At 72.2% G+C, this 24,033-nt stretch carries 21 protein-coding genes; 13 read left to right on the top strand and 8 right to left on the bottom strand.

Annotated features, from left to right (window positions below):
• Positions 1-25: 25 nt before the first annotated feature.
• Positions 26-2,197, bottom strand: a complete 2,172-nt coding sequence (locus FHS22_RS20180; protein WP_184943784.1) for a serine/threonine-protein kinase — start codon at positions 2,195-2,197, stop codon at positions 26-28.
• A gap of 356 nt (positions 2,198-2,553) precedes the next feature.
• Here FHS22_RS20180 and FHS22_RS39635 point away from each other — a divergent pair, with 356 nt between their 5' ends.
• Together FHS22_RS39635 and dnaE are read left to right on the top strand one after the other, a co-directional pair.
• Positions 2,554-3,531, top strand: coding sequence for a chorismate mutase (locus FHS22_RS39635; protein ID WP_221473850.1), 978 nt, complete (start codon positions 2,554-2,556; stop codon positions 3,529-3,531).
• 268 nt (positions 3,532-3,799) lie between these two features.
• Positions 3,800-7,321, top strand: coding sequence for a DNA polymerase III subunit alpha (gene dnaE, locus FHS22_RS20170; protein ID WP_184943782.1), 3,522 nt, complete (start codon positions 3,800-3,802; stop codon positions 7,319-7,321).
• Between the two features lie 108 nt (positions 7,322-7,429).
• Here the strand turns inward: dnaE and FHS22_RS20165 are convergent, their stop codons facing one another.
• Both FHS22_RS20165 and murA read right to left on the bottom strand, forming a co-directional pair.
• Positions 7,430-9,652, bottom strand: coding sequence for a transglycosylase domain-containing protein (locus tag FHS22_RS20165; protein WP_184943780.1), 2,223 nt, complete (start codon positions 9,650-9,652; stop codon positions 7,430-7,432).
• A 52-nt stretch (positions 9,653-9,704) separates the two neighbouring features.
• Entirely contained in the window at positions 9,705-11,021 is a 1,317-nt protein-coding gene (murA, locus tag FHS22_RS20160) for a UDP-N-acetylglucosamine 1-carboxyvinyltransferase (RefSeq protein WP_184943778.1), read from the bottom strand.
• A 107-nt stretch (positions 11,022-11,128) separates the two neighbouring features.
• On the opposite strand from murA, the gene FHS22_RS20155 reads away from it, so the two are divergent.
• Positions 11,129-11,668, top strand: a complete 540-nt coding sequence (locus FHS22_RS20155) for a hypothetical protein (RefSeq protein ID WP_338047845.1) — start codon at positions 11,129-11,131, stop codon at positions 11,666-11,668.
• A 39-nt stretch (positions 11,669-11,707) separates the two neighbouring features.
• On the opposite strand, the gene FHS22_RS20150 is transcribed toward FHS22_RS20155, so the two are convergent.
• Positions 11,708-13,099: an amidase gene (locus FHS22_RS20150; protein ID WP_184943776.1), complete on the bottom strand. Its 1,392-nt coding sequence runs from the start codon at positions 13,097-13,099 to the stop codon at positions 11,708-11,710.
• A 136-nt stretch (positions 13,100-13,235) separates the two neighbouring features.
• Positions 13,236-13,748, bottom strand: coding sequence for a Cys-tRNA(Pro) deacylase (gene ybaK, locus FHS22_RS20145; RefSeq protein ID WP_184943774.1), 513 nt, complete (start codon positions 13,746-13,748; stop codon positions 13,236-13,238).
• A gap of 164 nt (positions 13,749-13,912) precedes the next feature.
• Here ybaK and hisD point away from each other — a divergent pair, with 164 nt between their 5' ends.
• From hisD to hisF, 10 genes are all read left to right on the top strand, one after another.
• Positions 13,913-15,247, top strand: a complete 1,335-nt coding sequence (gene hisD / locus FHS22_RS20140; RefSeq protein WP_184943773.1) for a histidinol dehydrogenase — start codon at positions 13,913-13,915, stop codon at positions 15,245-15,247.
• Entirely contained in the window at positions 15,244-16,332 is a 1,089-nt protein-coding gene (locus tag FHS22_RS20135; protein WP_338047844.1) for a histidinol-phosphate transaminase, read from the top strand. The genes hisD and FHS22_RS20135 overlap by 4 nt, the downstream gene beginning before the upstream one ends.
• A 342-nt stretch (positions 16,333-16,674) precedes the next feature.
• Positions 16,675-18,027, top strand: a complete 1,353-nt coding sequence (gene iscB, locus FHS22_RS20130; protein ID WP_260408118.1) for an RNA-guided endonuclease IscB — start codon at positions 16,675-16,677, stop codon at positions 18,025-18,027.
• The gene (gene hisB / locus FHS22_RS20125) at positions 18,027-18,641 is read left to right on the top strand and encodes an imidazoleglycerol-phosphate dehydratase HisB (protein WP_184943767.1); all 615 of its coding nucleotides are present in this window, start codon (positions 18,027-18,029) and stop codon (positions 18,639-18,641) included. The genes iscB and hisB overlap by 1 nt, the downstream gene beginning before the upstream one ends.
• Positions 18,642-18,656: 15 nt before the next feature.
• Positions 18,657-18,812 (top strand): hypothetical protein, encoded by a 156-nt coding sequence (locus FHS22_RS20120; protein WP_184943766.1) that lies wholly within the window; start codon positions 18,657-18,659, stop codon positions 18,810-18,812.
• Positions 18,813-18,819: 7 nt separating this feature from the next.
• Positions 18,820-19,455: an imidazole glycerol phosphate synthase subunit HisH gene (gene hisH / locus FHS22_RS20115; protein ID WP_184943765.1), complete on the top strand. Its 636-nt coding sequence runs from the start codon at positions 18,820-18,822 to the stop codon at positions 19,453-19,455.
• Between the two features lie 48 nt (positions 19,456-19,503).
• Complete coding sequence (locus FHS22_RS20110; RefSeq protein ID WP_184943763.1) at positions 19,504-19,845, top strand: hypothetical protein; 342 nt, start codon at positions 19,504-19,506, stop codon at positions 19,843-19,845.
• A gap of 4 nt (positions 19,846-19,849) precedes the next feature.
• The gene (gene priA, locus FHS22_RS20105) at positions 19,850-20,569 is read left to right on the top strand and encodes a bifunctional 1-(5-phosphoribosyl)-5-((5-phosphoribosylamino)methylideneamino)imidazole-4-carboxamide isomerase/phosphoribosylanthranilate isomerase PriA (protein ID WP_184943762.1); all 720 of its coding nucleotides are present in this window, start codon (positions 19,850-19,852) and stop codon (positions 20,567-20,569) included.
• Between the two features lie 26 nt (positions 20,570-20,595).
• Positions 20,596-21,039, top strand: coding sequence for a RidA family protein (locus FHS22_RS20100; RefSeq protein ID WP_184943761.1), 444 nt, complete (start codon positions 20,596-20,598; stop codon positions 21,037-21,039).
• Complete coding sequence (hisF, locus tag FHS22_RS20095; RefSeq protein WP_184943759.1) at positions 21,036-21,806, top strand: imidazole glycerol phosphate synthase subunit HisF; 771 nt, start codon at positions 21,036-21,038, stop codon at positions 21,804-21,806. Before FHS22_RS20100 ends, hisF begins: the two co-directional genes overlap by 4 nt.
• A gap of 533 nt (positions 21,807-22,339) precedes the next feature.
• On the opposite strand, the gene FHS22_RS20090 is transcribed toward hisF, so the two are convergent.
• The 3 genes from FHS22_RS20090 to FHS22_RS20080 form a co-directional block, all read right to left on the bottom strand.
• Positions 22,340-22,522 carry a hypothetical protein gene (locus tag FHS22_RS20090; protein WP_184943856.1) on the bottom strand — a complete coding sequence of 61 codons (183 nt, stop codon included), beginning with the start codon at positions 22,520-22,522 and terminating at the stop codon, positions 22,340-22,342.
• Between the two features lie 133 nt (positions 22,523-22,655).
• The gene (locus FHS22_RS20085) at positions 22,656-23,087 is read right to left on the bottom strand and encodes an ABA4-like family protein (RefSeq protein ID WP_184943757.1); all 432 of its coding nucleotides are present in this window, start codon (positions 23,085-23,087) and stop codon (positions 22,656-22,658) included.
• Positions 23,084-24,010, bottom strand: coding sequence for a hypothetical protein (locus FHS22_RS20080; protein WP_338047843.1), 927 nt, complete (start codon positions 24,008-24,010; stop codon positions 23,084-23,086). The genes FHS22_RS20085 and FHS22_RS20080 overlap by 4 nt, the downstream gene beginning before the upstream one ends.
• Positions 24,011-24,033 lie beyond the last annotated feature (23 nt).

Below are 24,033 nucleotides of genomic sequence, written 5' to 3'. Positions count from 1 at the left end.
GAATCGTAGCCGGTCGGGCCGGACATCACTTTTTCGAGGAGAAGGTCTCGGTGAACCCCTCGAACAGCTTGAGGTTCTTCTTCCAGTCCGAGGCGAGGGTGTGCCAGTAGATCGCGTAGCCCCGGCCGCCCTTGGTGACGAACCCCCGGTTGATCACACGGGCCTTGCCGGCCTTGATCCGCCAGGTGAACTCCCAGTCGGCGGCGTCCTCCATGTAGTCGACCTTCTCGATCCGGATCCGCTTGTAGCCGGGGAAGTTGCCGCGGCTGTACGGCTCCTGCTTCTCCCAGTCCTTCTTCGCGTCACTGCCCGGGGTGTCGGTGTACTCGACCATGAGGTAGCTCACCGGGTCGCCGCGCACCTCGAACCGGACCTGCCTGCCGGCGCGCTCCACGACCTTCCACCCCTTGGGCAGGCCGATCGAGAAGCCGTTGGGGTCCTTGTGCATCCGCCAGCCGTCGGGGAGCCTGTCGTCCGCCTTCTTCTTGCCGGTCTTGGACGGGCTCGGCGCGGCCGAGGACGAGTCCTCCGCGGCCCCGGGATCCTCCGAAGGGCTCTCCTCCGGCCCGGCCGTGCCCGGCCCCCGCCGCCCGGCCGCACCGGGCGAGTCGCTGGTCATGCCGATCCAGACGCCCAGGACGGCCACGAGGGCCAGAGCCACCAGGATCGCGGGCAGCACGCGCCGGACCCGGACGGGAGACAGTGTCCCGAGCCGGGTCTGCTCCTGGCCGGAGGGGACGAGGTCCTGCGCCGGCGGTCCGGGGGCGTACGGCGGGGCCGGGTCGGGCGGTGCGGAGTCCGGGGACGTGGCGGCGCTGCGGGCCACGAGGTTCCTGACGTAGTCCCTGACGGCGGGGGAGGGGACGGAGGGGGTCTCCGCGCCGGAGGGGGGCGGCTCCGCGGCGTCGCGAACGGCGGAGGGGGACCTGCCCGCCTCCGGAGGGGGTGGGGGCGTCTCCTCCGCTCCCGCCCCCGCCGCCTCGGACGAGGCGGAGGGGGCCTTCCCCGCGCCGGGCGCGGCGGGTTCCGGAGCCGGCAGCTTGGCGACCTGCCCGGTCTGCGGGATGGCGGCGGGCGCCTGACCCGCCGCGGCCTCGTCCGCCGCGCCTGCGGCGGGCTCCCGCCCTGCCGGGTTCTTGTCCCGCGCGGCCGGGGCGGGAGGCTCCGCGCCGGCGGGGGCGGCGGCCCGCTCGCCGTCCGCGGGGGCGGACGGCGTCCGCTCGCGGGGCGGCACCGGCGCGTACGGCTTGCGCCGCTCCGCCGCCGGAGGCCCGGCGGACGCGGCCGGGGACCCGGAGCCGGTCCGGGGGGCCGCGGGGGAGCCCGCGGAGGCCGGCGGGATCTGGGAGATCGCCCACGGCTGCGTGGAGGAGCGGCCCTCGGCCACCTTCCGCAGCATGGCGGAGGTCTCGGCGTAGGTGAGCCGCTGGACGGGCTCCTTGCGGAGCAGCCCCTCCAGCACCGGCAGGAGCGGGCCGGCGTTGCGCGCCGGGTCGGGCGGGTCGGTCATCACCGAGTGCATGGTGGGCAGGGGCAGCTTGCGGTCGTGCGGGGACCTGCCCTCCACCGCCGCGTACAGCGTCGCGCCGAGCGACCACAGGTCCGACTCCCGGCGGGCGGGCAGGCCGCGCAGCCGCTCGGGCGCGATGAACGCGGGCGTCCCGGCCACGCCGGTCATGGTCAGCGTGTTCTCCGAGTCCAGCTTGGCGATGCCGAAGTCGGTCAGCACCACCCTGCCGTTATGGGCGAGCAGCACGTTCTCCGGTTTGACGTCGCGGTGCAGCACCCCGGCGTCGTGCGCGCTGTGCAGGGCCTCCAGCAGGGCGAGCCCGATCTCGGCGACCCGCCGGGGCGGCAGCGGCCCGTCCTCGCGCAGCACCTGGCCCAGCGAGCGGGACTGCACCAGCTGCATGACGATCCAGGGCTGCTCGTTCTCCTCGATCACGTCGTAGACGACCACGACGTTCGGGTGGGAGAGCCGGGCCGCCGCGCGGGCCTCGCGCATCATGCGCTGGTTGAGGGTCTGGACGTCCTCGCCGAGGGCGGCGGAGTAGCGGACCTCCTTGACCGCGACGGTCCGGTCGAGAAGCTCGTCGTGCGCCTTCCAGACCGTGCCCATCCCGCCCCGCCCGATGGGCTCCAGGAGGCGGTAGCGGCCTGCGACACGTCGTTCTTCCTGGTGTCCGCCCGACTGCATCACCAGCTCCAAACCTCCCTCACAGTAGAGGAGATCCTCCCATAAACAAGGATCCGCCCGGACCCCTCATCCGGCCGGGACGCCGTTCCGGGGGCGGAGCCCCGCCCCCGGATCTCTGTCCATCATGTGAGACGCGTGTCCACTGTGTGGCGTATCCCGAGGCGGATGGCCTATGGTTGACGGCATGAATCGCTGTTTCGCGTTTACCGAGCCGGCTCCGGGGAGCCGGTCGTGAGCACGTGATCTAGCGACCATCCGGAGCCGGCACAGGCAGAGACGCCCGAGTCTCTGCCTTTTTTGTTTCTTACGATTCGCCGGCCCGCGGGAAGCGCGCCGGCTGAGCATGGGGAGCCGAGATGTCGTTGACCGCACGCGCGGAGCGCGGAGCCGTACACCTGGGGACGCTCGCGGTGGGCGCCACCGGCCCGGCCGTGGTGATCGGCGGTGCGGGCGCGGACGCGCGCTGGGTCAGCCTGCGCGACCACCACGGCCGGGTGCCGGCGGCCGAGGCCCTGGCCGGGGTCCGCGCGCAGTGGGCGGGGCCGGTCCTGGTGGAGCCGTTCTCCTCGGCGGACCTGGCGGAGATCGCCGCCGGGGCGGACGGCGTGGTCGTCGGGGCGGACTGGATGCAGGACTTCCGGCTGGTGCGCGCGGTCGCCGGGCTGGGCCTGCCGGTCCTCGTGCAGCGCGGCCCGGCCGCGACGCTGGAGGAGTGGCTCGCCATCGGCGACTACTGCGTGGCGGAGGGCAACGACCAGGTCGTGCTCTGCGAGAGCGGGAGCCGCGTGCGGGCGGCGGCCGGAAGGACCGGGGGCGCCGCGGCCCCGCCCGCGCGCCCGGCGGACACGGTCCTTGACCTGGCCCTGATGCGAGAGGCCCGGGAGCGCTCCGGCCGCCCCGTCATGGCCTGGCTGGGCGACGACCCCGCGCTGGCCGCCGCCGCGGTCGCCGCCGGGGCCGACGGGCTTCTCCTGGCCCCGGACGCCGCACCGGAGACCGCGGCCGCCGCCCAGGAGGCCGTGACGGTCATCGGCGCGGTCACCCGCAGGGAGGAGCCGGACTCGGTGCTCGCCGCGCGCGGCGCCGTCGACCGCGTCGACGCCGCCCTGGCGGTCCTCCTGGAGCGCCGAGCCGAGCTCGCCGGGACCATCCAGCGGCTCAAGCCCGTGGGCGGTTTCGCCGGCCGCGACATGGACCGCGAGCGCCGCCTGGTCGCCGCGATGGCCCGCCGCGCGCCCGCCCTGGGCGAGGCCGGGCTGGCCCCCGTCATGAACGCCGTCATCGAGGCGGGGCTGCGCCTGGCCGAGGAACGGCGGGCGGCCCGCCGGGACTGACCGGGGGCCGCGCCCGGACCCCGGCGGGACACCCGGAGGCCGCACGGAGGCCGCACGGAGGCCGCACGGAGGCCGCACGGAGGCCGCACGGGGGGCCGCACGGGGGGCCGCACGGGGGGCTGGACGCGGGGCCGTACGGGACCTCGCGGGGGTGCGGCGCCGCCGCCCCGCGGGTATGCCGGAAACGGGGGCGGCGGGAGCCCCGGGGACGGGGAAACGCGCGTAAGCTTCCCTCGCCGACGCGGGACAAGGGGAAGGGCGAGGCCGCATGTCAGACTCGTTTGTGCATCTTCACGTTCACACGGAGTACTCCATGCTCGATGGAGCCGCCCGTCTGAAGCAGATGTTCAAGCAGGTCGGCGACCTGGGCATGCCCGCCATCGCGATCACCGACCACGGCAACATGCACGGCGCCTACGACTTCTACAAGCAGGCCACCGGCGCCGGCATCAAGCCGATCATCGGCATCGAGGCCTACGTCGCCCCCGCCTCCCGCCACCAGAAGAAGCCGGTGCTCTGGGGTGAGCCGCACCAGAAGAGGGACGACGTCTCGGCGGGCGGCTACTACACCCACATGACGATCTGGGCGCGCAACGAGCGCGGCCTGAAGAACCTCATGAAGCTCAGCTCCCGCGCCTACACCGAGGGCTTCGTCCGCAAGTGGGCCCGGATGGACGCCGAGATCCTCGCCGAGCACTCCGAGGGCCTGATGGCCACGACCGGCTGCCCGTCCGGCGAGGTCCAGACCCGCCTGCGCCTGGGCCAGTACGACGAGGCGCTGGCCGCCGCGGCGAAGTTCCAGGAGCTCTTCGGCAAGGAGAACTACTACCTGGAGATCATGGACCACGGCCTCGAGATCGAGCGCCGGGTCCGCGACGGGCTGACCCGCATCTCCAAGGAGCTGGGCATCCCGCCGCTGGTCACCAACGACTCGCACTACACCTACGAGTCGGACGCGACCTCCCACGACGCGCTGCTGTGCATCCAGACCGGCAAGCAGCTGTCCGACCCCGACCGGTTCCGATTCGACGGCAGCGGCTACTACATCAAGACCGCCGACGAGATGCGCGCCGTCGACTCCTCCGACCTGTGGGCCGAGGGCTGCCGCAACACGCTCCTGGTCGCCGAGAAGGTCGAGCCGGAGGGCATGTTCGGGTTCAAGAACCTGATGCCGACCTTCCCGATCCCGGACGGCATGACCGAGGAGGAGTTCTTCCGGCAGCAGGTCTGGGAGGGCATGGACCGCCGCTTCCCCGGCGGCTACGACTCCGAGCACCGCGCCTGGGCCGAGAAGGAGCTCGGCGTCATCATCCAGATGGGCTTCCCATCCTACTTCCTCGTGGTCGCCGACTTCATCATGTGGGCCAAGCGCAACGGCATCCGGGTCGGCCCGGGCCGAGGCTCGGCGGCGGGCTCCCTGGTCGCCTACGCGCTGGGCATCACCGACCTCGACCCGATCCCGCACGGGCTGATCTTCGAGCGGTTCCTCAACCCCGAGCGGGTCTCCATGCCCGACGTCGACATCGACTTCGACGAGCGCCGGCGCGGCGACGTGATCCGCTACGTGACCGAGAAGTGGGGCGCCGACAAGGTCGCCATGATCGCCACCTTCGGCACCATCAAGGCGAAGGCGGCCATCAAGGACGCGGCCCGCGTCCTCGGCCACCCCTACGCCCTCGGCGACAAGGTCTCCAAGGCGTTCCCGCCCGCGGTGATGGGCAAGGACATCCCGCTCTCGGGCATCTTCGACAAGGACCACCCGCGCTTCGGCGAGGCCGGCGAGCTGCGCAGGCTGTACGAGGAGGACGTCGACGTCAAGTCGGCGATCGACCTGGGCCGGGGCCTGGAGGGCCTGATCCGGCAGACCGGCGTGCACGCCGCCGGCGTCATCATGTCGTCGGAGGTGCTGACCGACTACATCCCGATCATGCGCCGCGACTCCGACGGCGCGATCATCACGCAGTTCGACTACCCGACCTGCGAGACGCTCGGCCTGCTGAAGATGGACTTCCTGGGCCTGCGCAACCTCACGATCATCGACGACTGCCTGAAGGCCATCGAGGCCAACACCGGCAACATGATCGAGCTGCTCGACCTGCCGCTGGACGACGTCAAGACCTACGAGCTGCTGGCCCGCGGTGACACGCTCGGCATCTTCCAGCTGGACGGCGGCGGCATGCGCTCGCTGCTGCGCCTGATGCGCCCCGACAACTTCGAGGACATCTCCGCGGCCCTCGCGCTCTACCGGCCGGGCCCGATGGGAGCCAACTCCCACACCAACTACGCGATGCGCAAGAACGGCCAGCAGGAGATCACTCCGATCCATCCGGAGCTGGAGGCGCCGCTCAAGGAGATCCTCGACACGACCTACGGCCTGATCGTCTATCAGGAGCAGGTCATGGCGATCGCGCAGAAGGTCGCCAACTACTCCCTCGGCGGCGCCGACCTGCTGCGCCGGGCGATGGGCAAGAAGAAGAAGTCCGAGCTGGACAAGCAGTTCGAGTTCTTCGAGCAGGGCATGAAGGACAACGGCTTCTCCGCCGCGGCCATCAAGGCCCTCTGGGACATCCTGCTGCCCTTCTCCGACTACGCCTTCAACAAGGCCCACACCGCCGGGTACGGCCTGGTCTCCTACTGGACCGCCTACCTCAAGGCCAACTACCCGGCCGAGTACATGGCGGCCCTGCTCACCTCGGTCAAGGACGACAAGGACAAGTCGGCGCTCTACCTCAACGAGTGCCGCCGGATGGGCATCAAGGTGCTCCCGCCGGACGTCAACGACTCCGACTTCGACTTCACCCCGCGCGGCAGCGACGTGCGCTTCGGCCTGTCGGCCATCCGCAACGTCGGCGGCAACGTCGTCGACGGGATCATCGCCGCGCGCAAGGAGAAGGGGCGCTTCACCGACTTCAAGGACTTCCTGCGCAAGGTCCCCGCGGTCGTCTGCAACAAGCGCGTCATCGAGTCCCTGATCAAGGCCGGGGCGTTCGACTCCTTCGACCATGTCCGCAAGGGCCTGGTGATGGTCCACGAACAGGCCGTCGACGCGATCATCGACATCAAGAAGAACGAGGCGATCGGGCAGGACTCGCTGTTCGGAGCCGTCGACGGCGCCGAGGACCAGACCTTCGACGTGCAGATCCCGCCGGGGGAGTGGGACAAGACCACCCTGCTCGCCTTCGAGCGGGAGATGCTCGGCCTGTACGTCTCCGACCACCCGCTCTTCGGCGTCGAGCACATCCTCGCCTCGGGGGCCGACTGCTCGGTCGCCGCGCTGCAGGACGACAGCCGCCCCGACGGCCAGATCATCACCGTCGGCGGCATCCTCTCCGGCGTGCAGCGCAAGGTCACCAAGAAGGGCGACACCTGGGTCCTGACCATGCTGGAGGACCTGGAGGGCGCCATCGAGGTGATGATCTTCCCCTCGGCGTACCAGCTCTGCTCGACGATCCTCGCCGAGGACGCCATCGTCTTCGTCAAGGGCCGCCTGGACAAGCGCGAGGACGTCGGGAAGATCATCGCCATGGAGGTGACCGCCCCCGACCTCACCACGGAGGCGGGCGGGCCGCTGCTGGTGAGCGTCCCGCTGGCCCGGTGCACGCCCCCGGTGGTCGGCCGCCTCAAGGAGGTCCTGACCACCCACCCGGGCACCACCGAGGTCCATCTCCAGGTCCACAACGGCCCCAAGACGACGGTCATGCGCCTGGACGACCGGCTGCGCGTCTCGCCGTCCCCGGCCCTGATGGGCGACCTCAAGCAGCTCCTGGGTCCCGCCTGCCTCGGCGCCTGACCTCGCACGCCCCGACGGTGGGCACCGGCCCGGAAGCGGACGGAAGCGCCCACTCACCAGCGGCTACCAGGCGCCGGGCCTGCCCGATCGGCCACCCGGCAGCCCCCGTCAGCGGTCGAGGAGCTGCCGGTCCCCGAGGCGGAGCCTGTTGCGTCCCGCGCCGTCCCTCCGCCCCGGACCGGCTCCCCGTCCCGGGCGCTGCCCGAGGGGGTGGTCGGCGGACGGGGCCCTGCCCAGGCCGGGGGTCCGGCCGCCGCCGAAGCGGTTCATGTCCGGGGCGTGGAAGGGCTTGGCGGGGACGCCGCGCAGGGCGGCGGACATGGAGGCCACCCAGATCGGCCCGGGCAGGGAGGCGCCCTGCACGCTGCCGTAGTGGACGCCGCCGATCCGCACGTTCCGCAGCGGGTGGCGGTAGGAGCCGCGGATGTCGCCCACGCTGACCGCCGCGGCCAGGGCGGGGGTGTACCCGGCGAACCAGGCCGAGGTGTAGCCGTTGTTGGTCCCGGTCTTGCCCGCGGCGGGGCGGCCGATGCCCTGGCCCCGCATGGTGCCCCGGGTGAACACCCCGGCCAGCACGTGGTTCACCGCGTCGGCCACCTTCGGGTCGATCGCCTGGCGGCAGCTGGGCGGGACGGGGACGCGGACGCCGTCCCGGCCGATGATCTCGGCGATGGCCACCGGGCGGCAGTGGCGGCCCCGGGCGGCGAACGCGGCGAACGCCGCGGCCACCGTCAGCGGGTCCATCTCGTTGATCCCCAGGGTGAACGTCGGGACCTCCCGCAGCGGTGCGCCGTCCGGCCGGGCGATGCCGAGCGCCCTGGCGGTCCGGACCACCGGGCACAGGCCGACCTTGCGCTCCAGTTTCATGAAGAAGGTGTTCACCGAGTTCCACGTGCCGGTGGAGATGCTGTACGCGCCGGCCCTCCGCCGGCCGTCGGCGTTGAAGATCTCGGCGCCGGGGTCGTTGACCGGCCGGCCCGCGCAGTCGGTGAAGCCCCTGGCCGGGACGTACCGGCCGGGGGTCCTGAAGCCCCGCTTGAACCGCCAGCCCCTGGCCAGCGCGGTGGCCAGGGTGAACGCCTTGAAGGTGGACCCGGCCTGGAACCCCATCCCGCCGCCGTGCGCCACGTCGGCGGCGAGGTTGAAGGTGGTGCGGGGGCCGTTCCTGCCGTCGCCGGGGTTGCGGCCGTACCGCTTGCTCGCGGCCAGCGCCCGGATCCGCCCGGTGCCCGGCTCGATCATGGCCTCGGCGGCGACCTCGGTGTCCTCCGGGGCGACCCGGGCGGCGATGGCCCGCTCCGCGGCCTTCTGCGCGACCGGGTCCAGGGTGGTGCGCAGCGTGATGCCGCCCCTGGCCAGGCGGCGCTCGCGCTCCTGCCTGGTGTGCCCGAAGACGGGGTTGTTCAGCAGCTCGCGGTGGACGTAGACGCAGAAGTAGGGGTGGGCGCTCCCGGTGCAGCCGCCCGGCTCCGGCCTGAGACGGATGCCCAGGGGGGTGCGCTTGGCCGCGTCCGCCTGGGCCCGGGTGACGGCCCCGGTCTCGGCCATGCGGTTCAGCACGATGTCCCGGCGCTGCCGGAGCCGCTCCTGGTGCGACGCGCCCAGCGAGGGGTCCGTCCTGTACGGCGTGCGCACCGCTCCGGCCAGCGCGGCCGCCTGCGGCAGGGAGAGCCTGGCGGCCGGGACCGAGAAGAACCGCCGGGCCGCGGCCTCCACCCCGAACGCCCCCGCCCCGAAGTAGGCGATGTTGAGGTAGCGCTCCAGGATCTCGTCCTTGGTGTACTTGCGCTCCATCGCCAGCGCGTACCGCAGCTCGCTGATCTTGCGCTGGAGGTTCGGGGCCCGCGCCTGGTCGCGTCCGGCCTCGGTCTCGGCGTTCTCCACCAGGATGTTCTTCACCAGCTGCTGGGTGAGGGAGGAACCGCCCTGCCGCACCCCTCCGGCCTGGGTGTTGGTCACCAGGGCCCGCAGGGTGCCCTTGACGTCCAGGCCGCCGTGGCCGTAGAAGCGGGAGTCCTCGATCGCGATGATCGCCTTGCGCATGACCGGTGCGACCGCGCTGAGATCGACGACCGTCCGGTTCTCCGAGTAGAACTGGGCGAACGGCCTGCCGTTGCGGTCCAGGAGCACGGTGCGCGCCGGGAGCGGGTTCTCGCGCGGGCTGGGCGGCAGGTCGGTGAAGACCCCCGTGACGTGCTTCGCCGCGAGGCCCGCGCCGCCGGCGACCGGCAGCGCGGCTCCCGCCGCCAGCAGCCCGCCGAGCACTCCGCAGGCCGTCAGGGTCCGCAGGCACGCGACGGGGCCGCGTCTGGTGTCACGTCGCGAAGTCACAGAGAGTAAGGTGCGGCAGGGTGATAACACACAAACACCCCATTGCGAATCCTTACCCGCTCTGCACCTTCTCTCGACTGATCTTCAGGCCGAGCGAGGCGAACTGCTCGAACGGCCTGTGGTAGCCCCGCTCGATGTGGTGCACCCCGCGCAGCGTGGAGGTGCCCTCCGCGGCCGCGGCGGCGAGCACGGCGGAGAATCCGGCCCGGATGTCGGGGAGCGTCACGTCGGCGCCGCGGAGCTTGGACACGCCCCGCACGACCGCCGAGTGCTTGGCGTTGGTGTCGTGGTAGCGGCAGGCGGGGCCGCCGAGGCAGACGTCGAAGACCTCGATCTCGCAGCCCATCTTCTGCAGCGCGGGCACGTAGACCAGCCGGTTCTCGAAGACCGTCTCGTGCAGCACCGACATGCCCTGGGCCTGCGTGAACAGCACCATCAGCGGCGTCTGCCAGTCGGTCATGAAACCGGGGTGGGTGTCGGTCTGCACCGCCGCCGCGCGCAGGCCGTCGGGGGCCGACGCGGAGAGGTAGTCGTCGGTGATGTCCAGCCGGGCGCCCATCCTGGCCAGCGTGGTGATGGCGGTGACGAGCCGGTCCTGGGGGCAGCCGTGGACCCTCACCTCACCGCCGGTGATCAGACCGGCCGCGAGGTAGGAGAAGGCCTCGATGCGGTCGCCGTTCAGCCAGGTGGAGGCGCCGTGCAGCTTCTCCACGCCCTCGATCACGATGCGCCGGTCGGGGCTGAGCTCGATGAGCGCGCCCATGCGCTGCAGGAACAGGGCCAGCTCCACGACCTCGGGCTCCATGGCCGCGCCCTTGAGCACGGTCTTGCCCTCGGCGAGCACCGCCGACATCAGGATGGTCTCCGTGGCGCCCACGCTCGGGTAGGGCAGCTCGATCCGGGTCCCGCGCAGCCGCCTGGCCTTGGCGTAGACGCCGGTGTCGCTCACCTCGACCTCGGCGCCCATCGCGCGCAGCGCCTCGACGTGGAAGTCCACCGGCCGCCGCCCGATCGGGTCGCCGCCGACCAGCGGCACGAACGCCTCGCCCGCCAGGTGCAGCAGGGGGCCGAGCATCAGGATCGGGATCCGGTTGAGACCGGTGAACGCGGCGGGCACGTGGGGGTTGATCTCCGGGCCCTGCGCGATGACGATCTCCCGGGGGGTGATCTCCACGTTGATGCCGAGCGCCCGCAGCATCTGCGCGGTGATCCCGACCTCGCCCACGTCGGGAGCATTGTGGATGATGCTCTCGCCGCTTCCCAGCATGGCGGCGACCATGTGCTTGGAGACGCCGTTCTTGGACCCGCGGACCTCGACGTCACCGCGGAGCGGGCCGGAGGGCTCGATCAGCCATACCTCTTCGTTCACCCCGCAAGGGTACGGGCTCCGGGCGGAGCTTTCGATATCGCAGAGCGGGGCAGTAGGTAACATCGGCCGGAAAGTCGCGAAAATAGAGGAGAGGCACATTGCGCTATGTGCGCGACTTCGCCGTGACCCTGCTCGCCCTCGGTCTTCTCGGGGCCGCAGGCGGCGTCCTGTGGTCGCTCCTCGCGCCGCGCCCGCCGTACGCCGTGACCGAGCGGGGACCGGTCCTCGCCGACCCCTCCACGCAGGCGCTCATCGCCGCCGACGGCTGGTTCGCCGTCGTGACCGGCGGGCTCGGGCTGGTCTGCGGGGCGGCGGGCTACGCCCTGTCGCGCCGGGGCCGGCCGCTCGCCGTGCTGCTCGGCCTGGTCGTGGGCGGCATGGCCGCCGCGTACCTCACGCTGGCGGTCGGCGGGGCGGTGAACCCCGGCGCGGCCACCGTGACCGCCTCCGGGCAGGGCGTGCCGCTGGTCCCCGGACCGCTGAAGCTGACCGCGTACGGCGTGCTCGTCTCCTGGCCGGTGCTCGCCGGAGGACTGTTCTTCACGCTGGAGGCCGTCGCGGGCTACCGCGAGTCGCCGCTGCGCCGGCCGTTCGGCGGGCAGGACGCCTACGGGCCGCTCCCCGACCGCGAGCTGGGCGGCAGGTAGGCCGCAGGGCCCGGGGGCCCGCCCGCCGCGGCGGATCCGTCACAGGGCCGGTCGGCGGGAGCCGTGGCCGGTGGCCCGCTCGAACGCGTAGGCCAGCCGGAGCACCCGCAGGTCGGCGAAGGGGCGTCCGACGATCTGCACGCCGACGGGGAGGCCGCCCCGGGTGAAGCCGCACGGCACCGAGGCGGCGGGGGCGTGCAGCACGCTGATCCAGTAGGCCGAGCGCATCCACGCCAGGTAGTCGGGGAGCGCCTCGCCGTTGATCTCCGAGACGTACGGCGCGTCCACCGGGAACGGCGGCACCTGGCTGACCGGGGCGAGGAGGAAGTCGTAGGCGTCGAAGAAGCCGCTCATCCGCTGGTAGAGGCCGCTGCGCAGGCGCTCGGCGCGGGCCAGGTCCGCCCCGGTCACCGCCCGGCCCCGCTCGACGTTCCAGCGCACGTTCTCGCCCAGCTCCTCCTGCGGGAGGTCGCCGAAGGAGAGCAGGTAGTACCAGGCGCGGTAGGTCCGGAACGCCTCCTCGGCGTCGGAGAGGTCGAGGTCGACCTGCTCGACCCGGGCCCCCAGCCCGGCCAGCACGGCCGGGGCGCCCGCGGTGGCCTCCGCCGTCTCGGCGTCCACCGGCAGCCCGCCCAGGTCCGGGCTCCAGGCGATCCGGAGCCCGGCCAGGTCCAGCAGGTCCAGCGACTCGGTGAAGACCGCGCCGCTCTCCGCGATGGACAGGGGGGAGGTCGCGTCGAATCCGGCCACCACGCTCATCAGCAGTGTCAGGTCCTCGACGGTCCTGGCCATGGGCCCGGACACGCCCAGGGTGAACCAGGCGGCCGTCGGCGTGGGCGAGGGCACCCGCCCCGGCGTCGGGCGCAGCCCCACCACGTTGCAGAACGAGGCCGGGTTGCGCAGCGAGCCGCCCATGTCCGAGCCGTCGGCCAGCGGCACCATCCCGCAGGCCAGCGCGGCCGCCGCCCCGCCGCTGCTGCCGCCCGCCGAGCGTGAGAGGTCGTAGGGGTTGCGGGTGGCGCCGAAGACCTCGTTCACCGTGTGGGAGCCGGTCCCGAACTCGGGGGTGTTGGTCTTGCCGATCGTGATCGCCCCCGCCTCGCGCATCCGCCGTACGATCAGGGCGTCCCGCTCCGGGACGTGCCCGGCGAACAGGCGTGAGCCGTACGTGGTGCGGATGCCCGCGGTGTCGGCCAGGTCCTTGTGCGCGACCGGCAGCCCGTGCAGCGGACCGCGCCAGACGCCCCCGGCCAGGTCCCGGTCGGCGGCCCTCGCCTCGTCCATGGCGCGCTCGGCCACCAGCGTGACGATCGCGTTGACCTCGGGGTTGGTCTCCTCGATCCGGCGCAGGTGGGAGTCGAGCAGCTCGACCGCGCTGACCTGCCGCGTGCGCAGCAGCTCCTGCATCTCGACAGCGGTCAGGTAGTGCATCCGTCCTCCCGATCGGCCGGTCCACGCCCCGTACGGTCCGCGTCCTGCGGGGTGCGCGCCGCCGCGGTGCGCCCGGTCAAGTCTGGCCGGGCGGCGGCGGCCGCGCGTCGGCAACCTTCGACAGAACTACCCTGTGCTAACCGGTTCTCCCGATGGGGGCCGTGATCGCCCGGGTCAGCCGGACCAGCTCGGCGGGGGCGGTCTCGATCTGCAGCCCGCGCCGCCCGGCGGAGAAGTAGACCGTCTCGAACTCCAGGGCCGAGGCGTCCACCACGGTCGGCAGCCGCCTGCGCTGCCCCAGCGGGCTGATCCCGCCGACCACGTAACCGGTGACCCGCTCCACCTTGGCCGCCTCGGCCATCGCCGCCTTCTTGCCGCCCAGCGCCGCCGCGAACGCCTTGAGGTCCAGCTTGCCCGCGACCGGGACCACCGCGACCGCCAGCCCGCTCTCCACCTCGGCCACCAGCGTCTTGAAGATCCGCTCGTACGGCACGCCGAGCGCGTCGGCCGCCTCCTCGCCGTAGGCCTGCGCGTTCGCGTCGTGCTCGTAGGGGTGCAGGACGAACTCCGCGCCGGCCTGGCTCAGCGCCACGGTCGCGGGGGTGCCCTGGCCGCCCTTGGCGCCTTTGCCGCCCTTCGACTTGCTCATGGTCGGCAGCGTAGAGCATCGAGTGAATCTACAACGTAAAGGAACTCGGACCTGTGAACGAACCGGTAGACGGAGGCCGCGCCCGCGGACGGCGGCCCGCGGGCGCAGGCGTCCGGATGGTGGACAGGACGGGAGCCGGGCTCCGGGCTCCGTAGACTGTACGGGTGATTTCTCGTACCGACCTGCGCGGAGCCCTCCCGGAGGACCTGCGCGACGTGCTGCCCCGTGCCGAGCTCGACGTCGAAGCCGCCCTTACGATGGTCCGGCCGATCTGCGAGGACGTGCATCATCGCGGCGCGGCGGCGGTGCGGGAGTGGACCGCGAAGTTCGACGGCGTGGAGCTGGACTCCACCCGGGTGCCCGCCGGGGAGATCGCCCGCGCGCTGGAGGAGCTCGACCCGCGGGTCCGCGCGGCCCTGGAGGAGTCGATCCGCCGCGCCCGCCTGGTCCACCGCGACCAGCGCCGCACCGACGTCACCACCCAGGTCGTGCCCGGCGGGACCGTCACCGAGCGCTGGGTCCCGGTCGGGCGCGTGGGGCTGTACGTCCCAGGCGGCCAGGCGGCCTACGCCTCCAGCGTGGTCATGAACGTGGTGCCCGCCCAGGAGGCCGGGGTGCCATCGCTGGCGGTCACCTCGCCCGCGCAGCTCGAGTTCGGCGGGCTGCCCAACCCGACGATCCTGGCCGCGTGCGCCCTGCTCGGGGTGGACGAGGTCTACGCCGTCGGCGGCGCACAGGCGGTGGCGATGTTCGCCTACGGCACCGAGGAGTGCGCCCCGGTGGACATGGTCACCGGCCCCGGCAACATCTGGGTCGCCGCGGCCAAGCGCCTGCTCAAGGGCCGCATCGGCATCGACTCCGAGGCCGGTCCCACCGAGATCGCCATCCTCGCCGACGCCACCGCCGACCCGGCGCACGTCGCCGCCGACCTGATCAGCCAGGCCGAGCACGACCAGATCGCCGCCGCCGTCCTCGTCACCGACTCGGCAGAGCTGGCCGAGGCCGTGGAGAAGGAGCTGCCCGGCCAGGTGGCCGCGACCAAGCACGCCGCGCGCATCGCCGAGGCGCTGTCCGGCCGCCAGTCCGGCATCCTGCTCGTCGACGACATGGAGGCGGGCCTGCGGGTGGTGGACGCCTACGCCGCCGAGCACCTGGAGATCCACACCGCGGACGCGGCCGCGCTCGCCGCCCGGGTCCGCAACGCCGGGGCGGTCTTCGTCGGGGCCTACGCGCCGGTCTCGCTCGGCGACTACCTCGCCGGCTCCAACCACGTGCTGCCCACCGGCGGCTGCGCCTGCCACTCCTCGGGGCTGTCGGTGCAGACGTTCCTGCGCGGCATCCACGTCGTCGACTACACCCGCGAGGCGCTGGCCGGGGCCGCGGTGCACGTGTCCGTCCTCGCCGACGCCGAGGACCTGCCCGCGCACGGCGCCGCGGTCCGCGTCCGGTTCGCCGCGGGCGAGCTGGCCGAGCTCGCCGAATGGGAGAACCGCCCGTGAACCTGGACGACCTGCCGATCCGCGACGACCTGAGGGGGCTGTCGCCGTACGGCGCCCCGCAGATCGACGTCCCGGTCCGGCTCAACACCAACGAGAACCCCTACGGCCCGTCGGCCTCGCTGGTCACCGACCTGGCGGAGGCCGTACGGCACGGCGCGGCCGAGCTGAACCGCTACCCCGACCGCGACGCGGCCGCCCTGCGCGAGGACCTGGCCGGCTACCTCGGCCACGGCCTGACGGCCGACCGGGTCTGGGCGGCCAACGGCTCCAACGAGGTCATCCAGCAGATCCTGCAGGCGTTCGGCGGCCCCGGCCGCAGCGCCCTCGGGTTCGAGCCGTCCTACTCGATGCACTCCATCATCGCGCACGGCACCTCCACCGAGTGGGTCGCCGGGATGCGCGAGGAGGACTTCGGGATCGACCCGGACAAGGCGGTCGCCGCGATCGCCGAGCACCGGCCCGACGTCGTCTTCCTGACCTCGCCCAACAACCCCACCGGCACCGCCCTCGATCCGGCCGTGATCGCCAGGATCGTCGGGGCCGCGCCCGGCATGGTCGTGGTGGACGAGGCCTACTTCGAGTTCGCCCGCACCGGCACGCCGTCGGCGCTGACCCTGCTCCCGGACAACCCGCGCCTGATCGTCACCCGGACCATGTCCAAGGCGTTCGCGATGGCGGGCACCCGCCTGGGCTACCTGGCCGCCTGCCCGGCGGTGGTCGAGGCGCTGCTCCTGGTCCGCCTGCCATACCACCTGTCCACGCTCACCCAGACGGCGGCGCGGGTCGCGCTCGCCCACCGCGACGAGCTGCTCGGCACCGTCGACATGCTGCGCGACGAGCGGGACGCCACGGTGGAGTGGCTGCGGGGCCGGGGGCTGGCGGTCGCCGACTCGGACGCCAACTTCGTGCTCTTCGGCCGCTTCCCGGACCGGCGCAAGGTCTGGGAGGGGCTGCTGGAGCGGGGAGTGCTGATCCGCGAGGTCGGCCCGCCGGAGTGGCTGAGGGTTTCCATCGGAACGGCTGAGGAGATGGCGGCGTTCCGCGCCGCCCTGGAAGGGATCCTGTGGTCAATGACCCCGGCCTGAAGGCCGGGGCTTGAGATGCGGCAGCCGCCGCATCTCAAGCCCGTATTGACCAGCCTGAGCCATCAGCGAATGGAGGTGCCATTGATGGCTACGTTCGATACGCGACAGCGGACCCACCGGCGGGTGCTTCCTCAGCCCGCCGCTCTGGAATGCGCGGGAGCAGACACCCCGGGTCGGGACGAAACGGCCCGTGCAGACCCGGCCGGCGACGGTCGGGTACCGGGTATCGGACATGGGCGAGGGGAGACCCGTACGCGCCGCACCCGCGTGCACGGGCGTCACCCCGAGGCGGCCGCGGCCGTCAAGGGAGACCGGGGCCTTACCGCCTCACACGTATTTGTTCTGGATAAGAGCGGTGAGCCGCTGATGCCGTGTCATCCGGCCCGAGCCCGCACACTCCTGGCGTCGGGGCGGGCGGTGGTGGTCCGGCATACGCCGTTCGTCATCCGACTCAAAGACCGTACGGTTGATGAGTCGGCGGTGCCGAGTGTGGAGGTGGGTATCGATCCGGGTAGCCGCCACACCGGAATCAGCCTGTTCATGCAGACGGACGAGGTACGGAGGGGGCTCTTCGCCCTACAGTTGGATCATCGGGGTGGGCAGATCCGCGACAAGCTGACTGCTCGCGCCAATTACCGGCGCGGGCGCAGGTCGCGGAACCTGCGCTATCGTGCTCCGCGGTTCAGCAATCGCATCCGCTCCAAGGGGTGGCTGGCGCCGTCGCTGCGCCATCGCGTCGATGGCGTCGCATCGTGGGTCGGCCGCCTGCGCCGGTGGGCGCCGATCCGGGTGCTGCATGTGGAACGGACGGCGTTCGATACCTCCGCTCTGGCGGTAGGGAAGTCGTTGTCAGGGGTGGAGTACCAGCAGGGCACATTGTACGGCTACGAGATCCGTGAGTACCTGCTGGAGAAGTGGAACCGGACGTGCGCCTACTGCGGCGCGACCGGCGTCCCACTGAACATCGACCACATTCACCCCCGTTGTCGGGGCGGCTCGGATCGCATCAGTAATCTCGCCCTGGCATGCGTGCCGTGCAATCAGGCCAAAGACGCGCTGCCTGTCGAGGAGTTCCTGGTCGGTGACCCTGAACGCCTGGCTCGCATTCGCATTCAGGCCAAGACCCCGCTGCGCGACTCCGCTGCCATGAACGCTACCCGGCAGGCACTGTGGCGGGCCCTGGCTGCTACCGGCCTGCCCACCCGCGCTGCCTCCGGTGGGCGCACCAAATGGAACCGCTGGCGAACCGGTGCGTCCAAGTCCCACACGCTGGATGCCCTGCATGTCGGCGACCTGGAGTACGTCACCGCCTGGCCGGCGACCGTGCTGGTGGCCACCGCGACCGGTCGGGGCGGCTACGCCCGTACCCGCCCTGACCGGTATGGGTTTCCCCGGCTGGCCCTGCCCCGGATCAAACAGGTGCACGGGTTCGCCACAGGGGACCTGGTCCGAGCCGTCGTCCCCTCCGGGAAGAAAGCGGGAACGCATGCCGGTAGGGTCGCAGTCCGTACCACTGGCAGCTTCAACATCCGCACCCGCCAGGGTCTGGTGCAGGGCATCGGCTACCGCCATGTACGACTGCTGCAACGTGCCGACGGCTACGGCTACATAATGATCAAGGAAGTCATTGTGGCCAGCCGTTCCATAGCTCTTCCCCGGTTCGAAGACCTGGGCTGCCATGCTGGAGGAAATTGATGAGTCTCGTTGAGGGCCGTCCTGGGCGGATCGGCCGCGTCGAGCGCGCCACCAAGGAGACCTCGGTGCTGGTGGAGGTGAACCTCGACGGCACCGGGCTCGTCGACGTGGCCACCGGCGTCGGGTTCTACGACCACATGCTGAACCAGCTCGGCAAGCACGGCCTGTTCGACCTGACCGTGAAGACCGAGGGCGACCTGCACATCGACTCGCACCACACCATCGAGGACACCGCGCTCGCGCTGGGCGCCGCGTTCCGCGAGGCCCTGGGTGACAAGTCGGGCATCCGGCGGTTCGGCAGCGCGTCGTGCCCGCTGGACGAGTCGCTGGCCCAGGTGACCGTGGACCTGTCCGGCCGGCCGTACCTCGTGCACAGCGAGCCGGAGAACATGGCCCCCATGATCGGTCCGGACTACGACACGACGCTGACCCGGCACATCCTGGAGTCGTTCGTCGCGCAGGCCGCCATCTGCCTGCACGTGCACGTGCCGTACGGGCGCAACGCCCACCACATCGTGGAGGCCCAGTTCAAGGCGCTGGCCCGGGCGCTGCGCGAGGCGTCGGAGCCCGACCCCCGGGCCACCGGGGTGCCGAGCACCAAGGGCGTGCTGTGATGGCGGCGCGCAGCGATGACTGAGAACTGGACGGCCATCGCGATGGCCTTCGTCGCCCTCTTCCTGGTGGGCGGCATCGTCTCATTCCTCAAACAGGGACTGAAGAAGGGCGCGGCCCTGCTGGCCGCCCTCGCGGTCCTGGCGACCACGGCGGCGGTGCTCTGGTGGTGAAGCAGCGGTGAAGAAGAAGGTCACGGTCCTGGACTACGGTTCGGGCAATCTGCGCTCCGCGGAGCGCGCCCTGGCCCGGGTGGGCGCGGAGGTCACGGTGACCTCCGACCACGAGGCGGCCATGGAGTGCGACGGGCTCGTCGTGCCCGGGGTCGGCGCGTTCGCCGCGTGCATGAGCGGGCTGAAGTCCGTGCACGGCGACCGGATCGTCGCGCGCCGCCTGTCGGCGGGGCGGCCGGTGCTCGGCATCTGCGTGGGCATGCAGATCCTGTTCGAGACGGGCGTGGAGCACGGGGTCACCACCGAGGGCTGCGGCGAGTGGCCCGGCACGGTCGAGCGCCTCGAGGCCCCGGTCCTGCCGCACATGGGCTGGAACACGGTCAAGGCCCCCGCCGGCTCGGTGCTGTTCGACGGGCTGGACGCGGAGACGCGGTTCTACTTCGTGCACTCGTACGGCGTGCGCGAGTGGGAGCTGCAGGCCGGGCCCGGCTTCACCGACCCCCTGGTCACCTGGGCCGAGCACGGGGTGCCGTTCGTCGCGGCGGTGGAGAACGGCCCGCTCATGGCCACCCAGTTCCATCCCGAGAAGTCGGGCGACGCCGGTGCGCGGCTGCTCGCCAACTGGCTCGGCACCGTCGGATGACCGACGTCGCCGGCCGGCCGGTGGGCGCGGTCCGATGAGCGCGGTCCGATGAGCAAGGAGCGGGCCCGGCGGCGGGCCGAGCGCGAGGCGGAGCAGGCCCGTCTGGCGGAGCTGCGCGCCGAGCGGGAGGCCCGGCTCGCCCGGCGCCGGGAGCGCGTGGGGAAGGTCGCCGCGCGCCTGCCGGGCAGACCGGTCCGGATCGCCGGCCAGCGCGGCATCCGGGCCCGCCGCCGCCGCGCGCAGAACGGCGTCGTGGCGGTGCTGTTCCTCATCGCGCAGGTGATCGCCTGGCTGCTCTGGTCCTCGTGGTCCGCGAGGCTGGGTGTGTTCGTCCTTTCCCTATTGCTCGTCCCGGTGCTCGTCACCGTCGTATTCGACCGGAGGTCCTGAACAGATGTCGCTAGAGCTGCTGCCCGCCGTGGACGTCGCCGGAGGCCAGGCGGTCCGCCTGGTCCAGGGCGCGGCCGGAACCGAGACCTCCTACGGCGACCCGCTCTCGGCCGCGCTGGCCTGGCAGGAGGCCGGAGCCGAGTGGATCCACCTGGTCGACCTCGACGCCGCCTTCGGCCGGGGCTCCAACCGTGAGCTGCTCGCCTCCGTGGTGAAGGCGGTGGACGTCAAGGTCGAGATGTCCGGTGGCATCCGCGACGACGCCTCGCTGGAGGCGGCCCTGGCCACCGGCTGCCGCCGGGTCAACATCGGCACCGCCGCGCTGGAGGACCCCGCCTGGTGTTCGAAGATCATCGCTGAGTACGGCGACCGCGTCGCGATCGGCCTGGACGTCCGCGGCACCACCCTGGCGGCCCGGGGCTGGACCCAGGAGGGCGGCGACCTGTGGGAGGTGCTGGAGCGCCTGGAGGCCGACGGCTGCTCCCGCTACGTCGTCACCGACGTGACCAAGGACGGCACCCTGCGCGGCCCCAACCTCGACCTGCTGCGCGAGGTCTGCGCCCGCACCGACAAGCCCGTGGTCGCCAGCGGAGGGGTTTCGTCCCTCGACGACCTGCGCGCCCTGGCCTCTCTCGTCCCGATCGGCGTCGAGGGCGCGATCGTCGGCAAGGCCCTGTACGCCCAGGCGTTCACCCTTGAGGAGGCGTTGGCGGCGGTTTCCTAGGTTTCTCGGGTCTGGAGGAGACAAGGATGGCTCACCGGACGGGTTCCAGGGTTTTCAGCGGGGGATTATGGGAGGAGCGGTACGGCTACGCCCGCGCGGTGGTGGCCGGGCCGTGGGTGATCGTCTCGGGCTGCACCGCCGCCGCCGGCGGCGGGGTCCTCCACGAGGGTGACGCCTACCGGCAGGCGCTCACCTCGTTCGGCGTCGCCCTGGACGCGATCGGGAAGGCGGGCCTGTCCCCCCACGACGTCGTCAGGGTCCGCTACTACGTGATCGACGACGAGCATTACGACGAGGTCGGCCGGGCCCACGCGGAGCTGTTCGGAGAGGTCCGGCCCGCCTGCACCGGCGTGCGGGTGGCGGGCCTGATCGATCCGCGCATGCTGGTCGAGGTGGAGGTCGAGGCCTACAGGGAGGCCCGGGCGGACCAGGTCCCGGGCGATTCGCAGGAAACGAGGAACGGCACGTGACTGTCGCGGTACGAGTGATCCCCTGCCTGGACGTGGACGCCGGGCGGGTGGTCAAGGGCGTCAACTTCGAGAACCTGCGCGACGCGGGGGACCCGGTCGAGCTGGCCCGGCGCTACGACGCCGAGGGGGCCGACGAGCTGACGTTCCTGGACATCACGGCCTCCAGCTCCGACCGGTCCACGATGTACGACGTGGTGCGCCGTACGGCCGAGCAGGTGTTCATCCCGCTGACCGTCGGCGGCGGGGTGCGCTCGGTCGAGGACGTGGACAAGCTGCTCCGGGCGGGCGCGGACAAGGTGTCGCTGAACACCGCCGCCATCGCCAGACCGGAACTGCTGACCGAGGCCTCCCGGCGGTACGGCGCGCAGTGCGTCGTGCTCTCCGTGGACGCCCGCCGGGTCGTCGACGGCCCGGCGACGCCGTCCGGGTTCGAGGTGACCACGCACGGCGGGCGCCGCGGGACCGGCATCGACGCCGTCGAGTGGGCGCGGCGCGGCGAGGAACTGGGGGTGGGCGAGATCCTGCTCAACTCCATGGACGGCGACGGCACCCGCGACGGCTACGACCTGGAGATGATCCGGGCCGTCCGCGCGGCCGTCTCCGTACCGGTGATCGCCAGCGGCGGGGCCGGGGCGCTGGAGCACTTCTCCCCGGCGGTCGAGGCCGGGGCTGACGCGGTCCTGGCGGCGTCGGTCTTCCACTTCGGCCAGCTCAAGATCGCCGATGTGAAGGAGACCCTGCGGACGGCGGGGCACCCGGTCCGCTGAAGTGGAGGCCGCGCTCCGGCGGGGTCTTCCCGCTCCACCGTACCGGGTGCGGGCCGTATGGATGCGGGCCTTTCCCGGACGACCGGTGTGCCCGCCGATGCTGAAGCAACCCGCGCGGGCCTGGTGCGGGGGTGCTCGCCGTCGCCTTGCGGCCATGCCGGCCGGAAGGAGCTCATGGCTCGCCGCCGCAGGGGAGGAAGCTCGCCGAGCGCTTCGCCGGGATGCGGCCCGAGATGGCCGGCAGCTACTCCAAGGCGACCATGGTGCGTCCGGCGAAGGCGTCGGCGCCGGATCCGGTGGTGGTGTCGCATGTGGTCATGGCCCCAGCGTGGGCGGCGGCGCCGACGGGGTCATGAGTACGCCCTACTCGACTTTCCCGGTGCGGAGGTTCCGCTCCGTTGCGGGAGCACACTGCGGGGAACCTGGATGAGCGGACGCGTCACACGGATCCGGATGGGGGGGCGTGCTCCCGTGCGGAGCATACGGAAGCACGGGGGACAACAGGTCAGGGCGGGGCAAACCCCCGCCGACGGTCAGCTCAGGACTTGGGTGACGAAGACGGCCAGTTGATCGGCTCCCCTGACGATCCCGTTGATCACTCCGTCGACCGCGCTCGCCGCCTCGGCGGGCTTGGTGAACAGATAGAAGACCACGAACGCCACCGCTAGGTAGGTGACGACCTTCTTGACCTGCATGGGGGCCTCCTGCAGTTCCATTCCCAGCCGTATATACCCGGATTTTAGAGAGATCTGGCATTGCGGGCCCGAGTGGCTCCCGGATCGTGGTGATCATACCTGCTCAGCCCGGGGGAACCGCTGCCGGTTCGGGAGATTGGCGGGACCACCTCTGTCATGGTGCGGTGGCGCGGCCCTTCTGTCCAATGCGGAGTGCAAGATATAGCGGAAAGGCGACCGGGGAGAGCAGGATCGTGAGGATGAGGACCGGGGCCGTCAGGAGCGGGTGGAGTCCGCGGTCCCTGCTGTCGAGGTAGATCCACCGGCCCACCAGCAGGTCCCAGGCGATGATCTGACCCCACAGCGCCGCAAGGGCCTCCGGGGCGGCCACCAGTGCGGTGAGCCCGGAGAGGCTGGGCCGGGTGACCACGGGCCAGAAGTCCGCCAGCAGGGGCAGGAGCAGGGTCAGGCAGACCGCCAGCGCGGGCAGGGCGATCAGCGGGGACTCGATGATCCGCCGGGTGGGCGGCCAGGCCGGGGCCAGGATCATCAGGGCCCAGAACGGCGCCGCGGCGAGGAAGCTGAGCTGGAACAGGAACTCGGTCACCGGATCTCCACGACGGCGGGGGACGGCTCGGTCCGGGCGGCGGCGGGGGAGCGCAGCAGTGACGCCAGCCCGGCGGCCGCCACGGCGGCCAGGAGCAGGCCCGCGGCGGCCAGCGTGAGGCCGTCGGGGCGCAGCAGCGGCTGGCCGCGCAGCGCCTGCCAGGTCACCAGGGCGAGCAGCCCGGCGTAGCCGCCGCCGGCGACGGCCACCAGGCGCAGCCGGACCGCCTCATCGCGCAGCCGGTTCAGGGCCAGGGCGAGCAGCGGCAGGATCTGGATGGCGTGCATGCCCACGAAGTGGGGGATGCGCAGGTCTCCGCCGGTGGTGCTCCAGCCGAGCAGGGACAGGCCCGGGCCGCCGTCGGGCACCCCGACGCTGTGCGCGCCGATGACGGCCGCGGCGGGGTCGGCCAGCTGCGCCGCGGTCGGCAGGGTCATCAGGTAGCCCAGTCCGATGCCGGCCGCGGAGATGACCAGCCCGAGGCGGATCGCCCGGGTGCTGACCGGGTCGGCCTGCCGCTCGCGCAGCACCAGGATCGCCGCGACGAGGTTCACGATCATCAGGGTGGCGATGGTGAGGCCCATGACGGAGTACAGCGTGGCGTCCAGCGCGGTGGAGACGTTGAAGTGGCTGCGCACGCCCCGGACGGCCTGGAACATGATGATCGCGATCTCGGCCACGCCCGCCGCCGCCAGCGCCGTGCCGAGCCACCACCCCGAGCGCGGCGCCCGGTGCCGCAGGGTGAGCAGCCAGGCCCAGGTGAACGTGTAGACCGCCAGGGAGACGGTGAACTTCAGCGGCTTGGCCCAGATGGGCATGCCGTCCAGCGTGCGGTCGTCGAACAGCAGCCCTCCCAGGCAGACCACCGCGAGGGCGGCCATGAGCCCGGAACAGAGGACGAGGGGGCGGTGCCAGCGGGTCACGGCGACCTCCAGATAGATAATGG

The organism is Thiemannella venezuelensis (genome assembly GCF_014203605.1).
In the GTDB taxonomy this organism is placed as follows: Bacteria; Actinomycetota; Actinomycetes; order Streptosporangiales; family Streptosporangiaceae; genus Planomonospora_A; species Planomonospora_A venezuelensis.
This window is presented reverse-complemented; position numbering and strand designations above follow the sequence as displayed.